Origin of the sequence: Paenibacillus sp. SAFN-054, from assembly GCF_051966755.1 — a bacterium.
In the GTDB taxonomy this organism is placed as follows: domain Bacteria; phylum Bacillota; class Bacilli; order Paenibacillales; family Paenibacillaceae; genus Paenibacillus_AQ.
This window is the reverse complement of record NZ_JBQCKS010000005.1, coordinates 147,263-159,065: the sequence shown is the minus strand read 5'-3', so window position 1 is coordinate 159,065 and position 11,803 is coordinate 147,263. Positions and strand designations below refer to the sequence as shown.

The 11,803-nt window shown below is 46.6% G+C and carries 19 protein-coding genes; 13 read left to right on the top strand and 6 right to left on the bottom strand.

The genetic code is table 11. The features are described from left to right. Positions 1-13 precede the first annotated feature (13 nt). The 11 genes from ACTHPM_RS21880 (at position 14) to ACTHPM_RS21830 (ending at position 7,709) form a co-directional block, all read left to right on the top strand. On the top strand, positions 14-418 hold the full coding sequence (locus tag ACTHPM_RS21880) for a phage tail protein (RefSeq protein ID WP_440398427.1): 405 nt from the start codon (positions 14-16) through the stop codon (positions 416-418). After that, entirely contained in the window at positions 415-735 is a 321-nt protein-coding gene (locus tag ACTHPM_RS21875; protein ID WP_440398426.1) for a GPW/gp25 family protein, read from the top strand. Before ACTHPM_RS21880 ends, ACTHPM_RS21875 begins: the two co-directional genes overlap by 4 nt. Beyond that, positions 735-1,862, top strand: a complete 1,128-nt coding sequence (locus ACTHPM_RS21870; RefSeq protein ID WP_440398424.1) for a baseplate assembly protein — start codon at positions 735-737, stop codon at positions 1,860-1,862. Before ACTHPM_RS21875 ends, ACTHPM_RS21870 begins: the two co-directional genes overlap by 1 nt. After that, complete coding sequence (locus tag ACTHPM_RS21865) at positions 1,855-2,406, top strand: phage tail protein I (RefSeq protein WP_440398423.1); 552 nt, start codon at positions 1,855-1,857, stop codon at positions 2,404-2,406. The genes ACTHPM_RS21870 and ACTHPM_RS21865 overlap by 8 nt, the downstream gene beginning before the upstream one ends. Before the next feature lie 12 nt (positions 2,407-2,418). Further along, entirely contained in the window at positions 2,419-4,848 is a 2,430-nt protein-coding gene (locus tag ACTHPM_RS21860; protein ID WP_440398422.1) for a tail fiber protein, read from the top strand. 46 nt (positions 4,849-4,894) lie between these two features. Next, positions 4,895-5,236 (top strand): hypothetical protein, encoded by a 342-nt coding sequence (locus ACTHPM_RS21855; RefSeq protein WP_440398421.1) that lies wholly within the window; start codon positions 4,895-4,897, stop codon positions 5,234-5,236. 19 nt (positions 5,237-5,255) lie between these two features. Beyond that, positions 5,256-5,399, top strand: a complete 144-nt coding sequence (locus tag ACTHPM_RS21850; protein WP_440398420.1) for a hypothetical protein — start codon at positions 5,256-5,258, stop codon at positions 5,397-5,399. 91 nt (positions 5,400-5,490) lie between these two features. Further along, positions 5,491-5,910: a phage holin family protein gene (locus ACTHPM_RS21845; protein ID WP_440398419.1), complete on the top strand. Its 420-nt coding sequence runs from the start codon at positions 5,491-5,493 to the stop codon at positions 5,908-5,910. Further along, positions 5,897-6,715: a M15 family metallopeptidase gene (locus ACTHPM_RS21840; protein WP_440398418.1), complete on the top strand. Its 819-nt coding sequence runs from the start codon at positions 5,897-5,899 to the stop codon at positions 6,713-6,715. The genes ACTHPM_RS21845 and ACTHPM_RS21840 overlap by 14 nt, the downstream gene beginning before the upstream one ends. After that, positions 6,712-6,933 (top strand): phage holin, encoded by a 222-nt coding sequence (locus ACTHPM_RS21835; protein ID WP_440398417.1) that lies wholly within the window; start codon positions 6,712-6,714, stop codon positions 6,931-6,933. The genes ACTHPM_RS21840 and ACTHPM_RS21835 overlap by 4 nt, the downstream gene beginning before the upstream one ends. Positions 6,934-7,043: 110 nt before the next feature. Further along, complete coding sequence (locus ACTHPM_RS21830) at positions 7,044-7,709, top strand: hypothetical protein (protein WP_440398415.1); 666 nt, start codon at positions 7,044-7,046, stop codon at positions 7,707-7,709. 77 nt (positions 7,710-7,786) lie between these two features. On the opposite strand, the gene ACTHPM_RS21825 is transcribed toward ACTHPM_RS21830, so the two are convergent. The 4 genes from ACTHPM_RS21825 to ACTHPM_RS21810 all read right to left on the bottom strand — a co-directional run bounded on the left by ACTHPM_RS21825 (position 7,787) and on the right by ACTHPM_RS21810 (position 10,251). Next, positions 7,787-8,266: an HNH endonuclease gene (locus tag ACTHPM_RS21825; protein WP_440398414.1), complete on the bottom strand. Its 480-nt coding sequence runs from the start codon at positions 8,264-8,266 to the stop codon at positions 7,787-7,789. A 192-nt stretch (positions 8,267-8,458) separates the two neighbouring features. After that, positions 8,459-8,698 (bottom strand): hypothetical protein, encoded by a 240-nt coding sequence (locus tag ACTHPM_RS21820; protein WP_440398413.1) that lies wholly within the window; start codon positions 8,696-8,698, stop codon positions 8,459-8,461. Between the two features lie 176 nt (positions 8,699-8,874). Further along, positions 8,875-9,732: an ATP-dependent DNA ligase gene (locus ACTHPM_RS21815; RefSeq protein ID WP_440398412.1), complete on the bottom strand. Its 858-nt coding sequence runs from the start codon at positions 9,730-9,732 to the stop codon at positions 8,875-8,877. Between the two features lie 63 nt (positions 9,733-9,795). Beyond that, positions 9,796-10,251, bottom strand: a complete 456-nt coding sequence (locus ACTHPM_RS21810) for a hypothetical protein (RefSeq protein ID WP_440421680.1) — start codon at positions 10,249-10,251, stop codon at positions 9,796-9,798. 150 nt (positions 10,252-10,401) lie between these two features. Between ACTHPM_RS21810 and ACTHPM_RS21805 the strand changes: the two genes are divergently transcribed. After that, positions 10,402-10,689 (top strand): hypothetical protein, encoded by a 288-nt coding sequence (locus tag ACTHPM_RS21805; protein ID WP_440398410.1) that lies wholly within the window; start codon positions 10,402-10,404, stop codon positions 10,687-10,689. Positions 10,690-10,702: 13 nt separating this feature from the next. Further along, on the top strand, positions 10,703-11,035 hold the full coding sequence (locus ACTHPM_RS21800; protein ID WP_440398409.1) for a YolD-like family protein: 333 nt from the start codon (positions 10,703-10,705) through the stop codon (positions 11,033-11,035). A 49-nt stretch (positions 11,036-11,084) separates the two neighbouring features. Here the strand turns inward: ACTHPM_RS21800 and ACTHPM_RS21795 are convergent, their stop codons facing one another. Then, the gene (locus ACTHPM_RS21795; protein WP_440398408.1) at positions 11,085-11,315 is read right to left on the bottom strand and encodes a hypothetical protein; all 231 of its coding nucleotides are present in this window, start codon (positions 11,313-11,315) and stop codon (positions 11,085-11,087) included. A gap of 195 nt (positions 11,316-11,510) precedes the next feature. Beyond that, positions 11,511-11,693, bottom strand: a complete 183-nt coding sequence (locus tag ACTHPM_RS21790) for a helix-turn-helix domain-containing protein (RefSeq protein WP_440398407.1) — start codon at positions 11,691-11,693, stop codon at positions 11,511-11,513. Between the last annotated feature and the right edge of the window lie 110 nt (positions 11,694-11,803).

Sequence of the window (11,803 nt, the reverse complement as noted above, 5' to 3'; positions counted from 1 at the left end):
GGAGGGCGCAAGTATGGCTTTACCTGATGGAGTTGGCGTCCTTGGCGACATTGTCTTTATAGTGACATCTTACAAGATCCGGACGTTTGAAGGGCTCACACGCACGTCCAATGACCGCTGGGCCAGTAATGAAATAATCCATAAGAAGCCGCGCAGCCAATTCCTCGGCCCCGGGCTTGATACCTTTGACCTGACAGTCCGCGTGGATGCACGTCTCGGTCTGAATCCCCGGGCCGAGGTAGACAAATTGGTGCAGTACAGCCGGGAGGGGAAGGTCATGAAATTTACTGTAGGCGGTAAGGGGATGGGCGTAGACCGGGTGAAGATCACGGGTCTTACGCAGAACTGGGAGAAGCTCGATAACCGCGGCAATCTGATCAGCGCGACCTATTCTTTGACATTGGAGGAGTACGTATGACGACAACCTATACCGTTACCACGGATTCCCCGGAAATCAAGCTCGGCCTGACCGGTGTTGAGTCAGTAAAGCAAAACATCCGCCTGATTTGCACGACGGTGGTCGGTTCCTGTCCGTTAGATCGGGCTTTTGGCGTTGATCCGGTCCTAATTGACCAGGCGCTGCCGGCGGCGGGGGCATTGCTGCAGGTGAATATACAGGCTGCCATTGAGGAGTTTGAGCCCCGGGCGGCAGTGACCGACATCCAATTAGACTGGCAAGGCACGAAGTTGGTCCCGACGATCAAGTTTATCATGATAGAGGAGGCGAGCGGCTGATGGAGTTTGTTGATTTACCAAATGTCCAATACACAGACCAACAAGTCCAGACGATCCGGGAAGCATCTATAAAAGCAGTCGAAGCCAAGACAGGACGAACGATGAACCGAGCGGATCCGGAACGGATTTTATTGCTTGCTTTGGTGGACGAAATTATACAGCTGCGGGTCCTGATCGACCAAGTCAAGAAGTCGGACCTGCTGAAATATGCAAGGAAGGGAGCGCTCGATCATTTGGGCGCTCTTTCTAATGTTTACCGATTGGATGCAGCGGCAGCGCGCACGACAATCAGGTTTACTTTATCGATACCTCTCACATCTCCCCAGACCATCCCGGCGGGGACTAGAGTCGGCGTCCAGAACAGCGGCGGCGCCATGTACTTCACTACCTCTGAAACGGGGGGCATCCCGGCCGGAGGCGTGTCGGTGGATGTGTCGGCGACGGCCAGCGTGCAAGGGACAGCCGGAAACGGATATATCCCTGGGCAGGTAAACACGATCATGGACCCACTCCCTTACGTGCAAAGCGCCGTCAATGTAACGGAGAGCGCTGGCGGCGCGGATGTCGAAACGGATGAGGCATTAAGGACGCGCATACGCCTGGCACCGGAAAGCTTCAGCACGGCTGGCCCGCGTGAAGGATACATCTACTGGGCCAAGACGGCGAGCCCGGCGATCATCGACGTGGCCGCGGTCTCCCCGGCAGAGCGCGAGGTATTGGTCATACCATTGCTGCAGGGCGGCGAGCTGCCGACGCAGGACGTTATCGACCAGGTCAGTACTGTGCTTAACGATCGGGCGATTCGGCCCCTCACCGACCACGTAACCGTGCAGGCACCGGAGGTGGTGCCTTATGATGTCACTCTGACCTTTTACATTGCATCATCCAATGTGGCGGCGGAGACGACGATCCAGGCAGCGGTGAACAAGGCGGTGGAAGAATACGTGCTTTGGCAAAAATCTAAGCTCGGTCGGGACATTAACCCATCGGAGCTTATTTGGCGTGTGAAGTCGTCCGGGGCGCTGAGGGTCGATGTGACGGCACCCACGAACATAGAGGTATCCGAGCTGCAGGTGGCTCAAGAGGGCAACGTAAATATCACCTATGGAGGGCTGGTCGATGACTGACGTGAGAAACATGTCTCTGCTCGACCTGCTGCCAACGAGTATAAAGTATGATCCAGAGGTCGTTGTCATCGCGAAGGCATTGGATGAGCAGATGAGGGTGGCCGTTGACGAGGTGTACAAGCTGCCACTGTTCTCGCGCTTGGATCAATTGACCGATGAGGAAGCCGACGAGCTGGCTTGGCAGTTCCACGTCGACTTTTATGACTCGACGCTGCCAATCGAACAAAAGCGGGCGCTCGTAAAGAACGCATTTAACTTCCACCGTCGGAAAGGGACGCCCGCGGCGATCGAGGATCTGATCTCGATTCTCTTCGGCGAAGGAAAGGTCGAGGAATGGTTCGAATACGACGGTGTTCCCGGGCGGTTCCAGGTGGTTACGAATAATCCGGCCGTTACGCAGGAACGAGCTCAGGAGTTTTACCGGGCCGTAGAGTCGGTGAACCGGCTCTCGGCAAAGTTAGAACGGGTCATTTTGTCTCGGGTTGAAGAACTGCGAAATTACACTGGCTTTGCTATTCAGATTGGCGAATTTATTAGAATTTAGGTGGGTGATTAAATGTCAGCTTTTACAAAGGCATTAACAAACAAAGGGGTGGCACTTCAGGCCAAGGCGCAATCCGGGGTCCAATTGAAATACACCAAATTTGTAATCGGTGATGGGCGCCTTACTGGTCAGTCGATGCCGGCGCTTACCAATGTTATCAGCCCCAAAAAGAGTGTGCCGATTACGAAATTAAAAATGACCCCGCCTAACCAGGCTACTGTCGGGTTTGTTTTGTCAAACCAGGACGTTTCTACGGGCTTCTTTTTCCGAGAACTCGGGCTTTATGCCATGGATCCGGACGAGGGAGAAATCCTTTACTTATACGCAAACGCCGGGGAAACTGCCGACTACATCCCTCCAGGAACGACGGGGACAGTGACAACTCTGGAATGTGAGAACTTGGACGTTAACAGCGGGTATGGGACCTCCATTGATAGCACACAATTGGGGGCTACTGGCGGCAAGTGTGTCAAGTTCGAATATGCGACCAATGGTAATGGTAAGGCTGCAAAAAGTGGTGATACCATCAAAAATCTGTTGGGCAACAAGGCTGGTCAATTTAGGATACGAGCTCGAGTCAAAGTGGACAACAAAGCCTCAACGGACAAAACATACGTGCTGTGCATGCAAAATCCGCAGACGTTAACTCCGTTTGAGCAGACAAAGGGCGCGGGCACGCCTAGTGACGAACAGTTGATGTTTTCACCCAGTCAGATGAGCACAGACTGGGCGTGGGTGGAGCTGCCATTTTATTGGGATGGTGTGCAACCCGTTGAGTTATGGACGGGCAGACCGCCGGGGCTTTCCCTAGGTACTACGATCTGGGAGGACCAAATCCAATTTATCAGTGAAGCAGGCGGCAGTAACGGAAGCAGCGACGTTATTGAAAAAAGCTTCGACATTTTGGCTTTTGTGGGTCAGGCGACCAACGTGACTGCAATAATCGATCAGTCGCTTATATATGTGACTCACCCAGAGCTGCAGGAGGCAATCGAAGGGGTCAAGGTCGAAGTGCCAAACGCCACCCTTGATAAAAAAGGTATCGTGCAGCTATCCAATGCGACGGACGGCACACGGGAAGATGTGGCGGCTACCGAGAAGGCAGTGAAGGCTGCTTATGATAAAGGCAAGGACGGGGTAACGGCAGCCGGGACAGCGCAACAGGCGGCCGAAACGGCGAACAATAATATAGGTCCACTTGCCAATTTAAAGACGGCAGCGAAGGGCAAACTGGTGGATGCTATAAACGAGGTTTTTACATCTGGCGCTGACGCAAAGCAAGGGATCGTAAACGCGTTGAGCGCCTTGGGCATAGCCGCATCCACAAGTGAAACATGGGCCAGCCTTACAGCTAAATTCACTGCTGGAAAAATTTTTGGGCCGGGTAATGAAATACCTGTAGAACGTCTTCAAGATTCTGGCGCGTCACCTGTTCAGGTCAGAACATATGAGGCTGGTTATACTAATTCTACAAGTGCTTTTGAAGGAAAAGAAAAAGGGGTTATTGCTGATAGAGGTCGAGATAGACTTGCGGCATTTAATTTTAACGGGGTAGCGACGCACAAGCTGTCTACTGGGGAGCAAATTGGTCGCTTCTCTTTAGGAAATGGTATAAGATGCGCAGCCTATTGGCCCGAACAAGGCGTGTTATTTTTTGAGTATGGCTACAACATTTATAAATTAGATATAATGACCGGAGTTAGCATAAATTGGTCCAGCGGCGTGTATCCAAAAATATCAGAGCCCGCGTATGTCATTGAAGTAACTGCTGCGGGTGAATTGTATGTGGTTACTCAGAACTATTTTTTTAAATTTAGCGCTACTGGAGCCGTAATCTTTTCTACTTCGATATCTACGTATCTTGGTTCTTATAATGCTTTTGGGAATACAATATCTATTGATCCTAAAGACGGTTCAGTTATTCTAACTGGGTATAGTACAGCAAATCAGCCGTACACTAATTTTATTAGGGTAAATGGTGCTACTGGTGCCTTAATTAAATCTATTCCTACAACATTGGGTTTTATTTATCCGTCGATAACAAAAATAGACCCGGATGGCAATATTGTGCTACTTATTGGTGGTCAGAGGATAAACACGTATTGGGGAGACTTCCGAACAAATTCGCCATCGCTGTCTATAGTCGGCAATTTTGAATCTTTTGATATGGACAAAGGCGGAAATATATATGCATTAGGGCCTTCCAATTCAATGACGTACTCTGGTTATATATACAAGTATAGGAAAGGATCTTCTGCTCTCGTCTGGATGTCTGTTTTTACAGGCTCATTCTTGGCAGGAATTGGTGGTATAAAAGTAGAGGTTAATACAAATAGAACTAACGATATATTAGACATTTTCACAAATTCTATTAAGCCGGCTGCGTACAACTCAGTATTACATTTTAAACAGACAGTAACGCTGAAATCTACCTCTGATTAAATACAAAGTTAATGTGCGGTAACTACAAAAAAAGGAGTGAGACGAAATGATAATGTTTGGTGTGCATAAGGAATCAGAAGCAAGAGCGGAGGTTACGGGAATGTACTTCATGCCTCTCGACGAAGAAAATGGCCTTGGTAAAACTAAAGAAGAGTTGGAAGCCGAGGGCAACCTGTTTGTGGACGAGGTTTTGCAGCCCCCTGGTGAGCAAAGCGGCAAAAGGTCCGTGCTTTATATCAACCCCGAAACGCTGGAACAATGGTATGAGTATGTTGATAGACCATTGACGACAGAGGAAAGACTTGCCGATGCCGAATCCAAAAACGGCGAGTTGACGCAAGCAGTCGCAGAATTAAGTATGGCATTAGCGGCCGTGATGGGCGCTTAACGAAGGGAGGTGAAAAACGATGACAACATACACCAAGGACAGCGGATTGGTTAAAATTTGGGTTGGACTGGTTATGAATGGCGATTATAAGCTTGAACAAGTTCCAAAGTTGTTTAACCTGAAGGAAGTCGTTACCGAAGTAATCAACGGCACAGCAGCCTAACAAGCGTTCCGATAATCGGAGCGCTATTTTTATGCCCTCGGGAGTGGTCTGAGGGCTTCTTTTTATACAAAGAGAAAGAGGGGGAAGGGGCATGGAAGAAAAGTTCGGGGGAGCTGCAGCAATACTTGGAGTCGTAACCGGCTTTTTGTACGGGGGGTGGAACGGGATGATGACCGCACTCTTAGTCTTGGTTGTTATTGATTTTCTGACTGGTTTTATAGCTGCGTGGATCCGGGGTGAACTGCGAAGCATGAAGGGCTATATCGGTATTGCTAAAAAAGTCGGAATATTCATGTTTGTGACAGTCGCGCATGTGATCGACGGAGTCTTAGGGGATATGCACTATCTCCGGGATGCCGTCATCTTTTTTTACTTGGCAAACGAGCTTTTGTCCATAATCGAAAACGCCGGGAAGATGGGTGTACCTCTGCCGCCGGCGCTGACAAACGCAGTGCTGGTTTTGCAGGAAAAGGCAGGAGGGAAAGGAGAGGGTAAACGTGACGACGCTTGATGTAATTAAGGCAAAATCGGCCCCGGCATTGTACAACCTAAACCGGGCGGTTCAGTACGCTGCCGAAAAGTTGATCGAACGCTGCTATGAGCGCGGAGTGGAGATCCGAATCACGTGGGGCTATCGCACAGCTGCACAACAACAGGCCATGTATGATCAAGGCCGCACCGCACCGAGCAAAGCAAAAGGCGAACCGATCGTTACCAATGCAAAGCCAGGCCGATCCAATCACAATTATGGATTGGCTATCGACTTTGTTTTGATCAAGGGCGGATATGACATGAAGGCCGATAACGACCATGACGGCATTGCCGATTGGATCGAAGTTGTCACGCAAGCCAAGTTGCTCGGCTTTGCATGGGGTGGAGACTGGAAGAGCTTTAAAGATTATCCGCATTTCGAGATAATGTTCGGTCTTAACATTGACCAGCTGCAGGCGGGTAAGCGTCCAACTGTGGCGCAAGAGCAGGCGGTAATAGACAATATCAAAGCATTGGAGGCGGCAGAGTGTATGAGCAACATAGCAGAGCTTGAGACAAAGGTAAAAGAACAGAACGAGGCGCTTCAAGCGCTTGAGAAGCGCACAGTGGCCTTAGAACGGCTAGTTAATGCTTCGGGTAACCAAACACCGCCAGCATGGGCACATAAGGCGCTGGAGGCTGCCAAGGCGGTCAACGCTATCACAACATCAAATGACAAGTCACAAGCGGAGCTGGTTATCATCCAGGTCCTTAATAATTTGGGGCTGTTTGATCCAGGTATTAAAAAATTAATCGATCTCAATCGGGAGGGCGAGTGCAAATGAATAGTAAATGGAGGAATTATGGTCTTTGGGTTTCACTGACCGCTGCTATGCTTCTGGCGGTGCAGGCTGTAGGCGGTTTGTTTGGTCTGCAGGTTACGCCGGAGCAATATGATGGCATTGTGGCCGCGGTTAACTCGGTATTAGGTGTTCTGGTTTTGCTCGGGATCGTGAGTAATCCAGATGCGGGCAAAGGATTTACTGACAAAGATAAAAAATGACGAAGACCCTGCTGGCTATGTGCTGGCAGGGTCTTTTTAAATTTATTGTTGACTACTAAATATTCCCACAATACACTTGTTCACAGATATAAGTATTTTAGGGGGATATTATGAATAAGTCGATCTATAAAAAGTGGTGGTTTTGGCTAATAGTTTTGTTTATTATTGGCACAATTATTAATGCGATAAAGAAGGACGATCCAAAAGAAACAGACGAGCCATCAAAAGAAGTAGCAATTGAAAATGTAAAGGAAGGCTCTATTCAAGTTGGAACTCCCAAACAGACTAAAGAAACAGATCAGCAAACTCAGACTGAGAAACCATTACAAAAAAATATTAATAATGATATTGTGCAGGTCACAAAATCAGGTGGTTTAGGGGATAAAAAGTTACTAATTGAAAAAAATTACGGGAATGATGAAAATGAGCCAGACTCTGGTCTGTCTGCATATAAAAACAAAACGCTCCTTGTCATGTATTACGATGATATAGCAATTAATGTAACCCTTAATTTTGAAGGATCTGGTAACAAGAAAGTTGATGAAGCTTTAATAGAGACAAAGGCAATAATGCCTACTGACGCTGTAAAAATCAAAGAGTACAAAGCTGATGAGAATCGGGATGTTATTCAGTTTGAGAGCGAGAGTCTTGCAAAACAACTCAAGGGATTTTACGAAGGACAGGATGATTTAAAAGCGGGTACTTTTATTGTCATACTTAAGCATGACGATAGAGGAGTTTATGCGGCAATAGTTGCTGCAGGTAACAATCCATAACTCCAGGGGGATTTTATATTTACAGGATCGTTAGCCGTTGTACAATCCAATACCATCGGTAAAAAGACCCTGCTGGCTTAATCGCTGGCAGGGTCTTTTCCTGTTTCATCATTCAAAATTGGTTCGTAATATTTTTCCTCGGCTATTTTTCGCGCCTTTATAGCATCTTCCTTTTCTGAGAAGTATCCTAGAGATATTTGTTTTCCCTTAAATCCAATGTGCGCCGTCCATTTCTGACGTGCTTCGTTCCATCTCACGCCTTTATGTCCGCTTTTATTTCCTTTATGAAGCTTTGCCTTCAAGGCAGTTTTTCTCGTCCCGTCTACCCGATCAGCCTTTTCGTGTTCCCGAGCTCCGTTATCCCGTTTGGTTTCTCTCTTACATCCACAGCTTTTATAGCGCCCGTGACGTAAATCCACACCCAAAACATAAATGGTTTCTCCGCAACTACATTTACATTCCCAGAGTAAGGTGTTATGTTTTCCTCGTTTATCGCTAAGTCGTACAACCGTCAAATCACCAAATTGTTGGTCTGTAATATCAATACGTTTAGGCATCGTGTACACCTTCAAACCTACTTTTTAACCACAGAGGCCGCCCCTCAAATAGAGCATCTGGCCGTGGGAATCGATCTTCTTTTCCGCGATACCCCGGATTTAACATAGCCATTGCTGTCTTAGTAACGTTTTGCCGCGTGGTACCGATATGCTCGGCCAACCACGCGGCTCCCACGTATTCGAGAGGCGGGGCTACTTTACCAGTGTCACGCCTACAGGGTTGTTCCAGTCGCAGATCGAGGATTCGTCGGTGATTTCTGGGTCGATGATCGTCCAAGCAAGTATGTATTCGTTGCCTTCTGCGTCAACTGCTAGGGCCGTGTACATTTCTCCATCATCACTGATATGCGGGTCTTGAGTTGTTTTTAGGGTTTTTCCTTCCCAGTCAATAACCGTCGAGTTATATTCGTTCAGATCGTTAAATGATTTCATTGTGTTATTCTCCTTTTTCCCTCATCCGGTATCTCCGGCTTTTTGGTTTCTGCCGTTCGTGTTGTTTGCTCTGATATTAATATAACTAAAATGGTTTCCTAAAGCAACCGAACATATTACGAACGAAATGTGAAATAAAAAAAATCGCCCTTCAGGTAAAGGCGAGTATAGTGATTTTAAACGATAAATTTTGTGAATACCGGACTGCGCAAAAGTCCTGACTTGGTCCAGTTTCTCATTTTGACTTGGGCCCGGATATGCGGCTCCAGGTAAACAAAATTGCGATCATCTCCGGATATAATCCCCTTGCTCACCCCATAAAATGCTCTCTTTTCATTTGGGCCAGGACCATGCTCGATGATCCCTGTTGGCCGCAGCTTGCCGGAACCATCTGCGACTGCCGTTAACCAGCCAAACTCTTCCTTGCGATATCCCGTGATAAATACCTCGGCATACGACCAGTTTATGACTTTGCGCCAGGCGTCCGATCGGCGGCTGACGTATTGGCTATTCATTCTCTTGCCGACCATTCCCTCCATGCCCCAAGCCTCAATCTGTTCAAATAAAGCTTCTCCAGCACCCTCGACGTAAGGGGTAACCCCCAATGAGCTTGCCGGCATATTAATGCTGCTCAGGATGGCCTTGCGCTCCATGAGCGGCAGCCGACGGAGATCACGGCCTTTATAATGCAAGATATCAAAAACAACGAAAGTGACGGGGAGCGTCCGGGCCAGCTGCTTAATCTTTTCGTCCTTTTTGGCCTGAAACCTAGACATGACTGCCTCAAAATCTGATACTCCAGTCTCCGGATCGACACATGCGACTTCGCCATCCAGGATGATGTCATCGTCAAATGGTGTATGCAACTCGGGGTATTGCCTGGTGCAGTCGTTGTTATGGCGTGTATATAATCGGATTGCTCCGTTTTGCTGCGAAAATATTAATCTATGGCCGTCCACCTTTGGTTCAAAAATGTAATTTGAATGCGAAAAAGGTGAGGGGGCTGTAGCAAGTAACATCGGGCTAATAAACATAAAACCACCTCTGCTGTAATTATAGCGGTTCTTCGGGAATGAATGAGGTGGTAAGTTTTTGAATTAGATCTTGTATTGATTACTACTTACTCCGTCGATTTTATCGAATAAGATTTCCTTTGCTCTTCTTGCTAAAGTCCCAGGTTTGTTTTTTTCCATAAAACCAAAAACAGTTTGAGGAGTGTAGTCATCTTTATGTTCGTTGTTATAACCGATCCAATTTTTCAAAACTATTAGGGCATCTGCAATTTTATAAGGCTCCCAAGGTCTCATTACTCTTAAACATTCAAGGAGAAGGAATAAGTAGATACTGGATCCGTCATAGTATTCCTTCAGCTGTACTAATTCTAGGGGATATGGAGACTCGGTCAATTTCATACCAACTTCTATGCCAACTGGATAATTCATTTTTGACACCTCTGCAATAGCTTGTTCTATACTGCACCCTCTGTTAATTCTGACAATTAGAAAATCAATAATATCCATTACATTAACATAGCCCATCCAATGCCTTCCCACGAATATAACCCCCCACTTTTAGATTGCTTATATTGAATTAATTATATATGCGAGAAGGAATAAGGGGAATATTTACATTGATTAACGAACGCCTGTTTGGGTATAATTTAGGAACAATTGTTCTTGTTAATACAAAATCAGGAGGCGAGCATGATGCTTGCAGACATCGATCGAAAAATACTCCGAATCCTCTACAACTATTCAAGCGGCCGACGCCGATTGCCGTCCATGGAGGAACTGGTCATCAAGACGGGCAAGACAAAGCAGGACATCCGGCAGGCATTGATCAACCTGGAGGATCAACTGTTTATTATTTGGGATGATAAACGACTGGTGGAATCCATTAAAATCCTTCGAGGTTGGGAACACAGCGGAACGGCAAAAGAAGAGAAGAAAACAAGTACATCCAGCAATACAGATTACTGGACGCAATATTAAGGGAGGTTTTATGATGGCAAAGAAACTGGAAGGTAACGGTCTGTTTGAATCGTCGCGTCTAATGCTGCCAGAGCATCGTGAGGCATACAATCGGCAGTTTTTGACCAAGGATCCAAAGCCGAAGCCGGTGATTGATGAGCAGGAGTGGCAGATGATCGGCCAGGCGCTGCAGGAGTCGTTTGAAGAGCATGCCCGTGTGGACATTGAACTTTTTGACCCATATGAAGAAAAAAAGGTGAGCGGGTATGTCACGGTGATAAACAACTTTTTGGGAGAAATCAAGCTTCGTTATGGTGATGACTGGGATTGGATAAAATTCGAAGATATAATTTCAGCGAGTACATAATGAGAAAGGACTTCCGATGACGGAGGTCCTTTTTATTATGATGTCTATTCTATTTACAAACCGAACTTGGTTCCTTATAAACTGTGGGATAGATTTTCATAAGTTCTTTTTCCAACTTGCATGCTTTCTTAGTGGTTTCTTGCAATTCATTTTTAGGTAAATTGCCATCGATGATCTTAATCATTAGGTCGGTATATTCTTTGGCAAGCTCCCCGTTTTTATTGATTTCATCTACACCTTCCTGATACTTGCTCCAGGCTTTCTCCAAATCGTCACCCATATGCAAGAGCGCTTGTCGATCACGCTCCTTCTTTTGATCATATAAATGCTTACCTCCGAACGATCCTCCAACCAAAACTAGAATCACTATGAGCCAAAACCACCAAGCCTTGTATATTCGAGTCATCGAGTCATAGTTCGCCTCCGTTTTTTATCCATAGTCTACCAGATAACCCGGGGGAATGGTCATACAAAATTACGCCCAGAAGTCTTTGGACGAGATTGATTCACCTGTTAACTTCTTTATAGCTGATATAAGATTGTTTTTTGTTATTGTCCTTAAAGGTGGGTTATCTTCATTGCAGGCTCGAGATACTGTATTCCTACTCACTCCAGATAAGCGGCACACCTCATCTTGACTTATTCCTCTTTTATCCATATATTTCCCGAATTTACTCCGTGGTTTTCCCAAACCAAACACGGCATATCACCCTTTGTACATTTTTCACAATTCTCTAAAAGTATGGACAAAACTAGCAAAAAAAATAC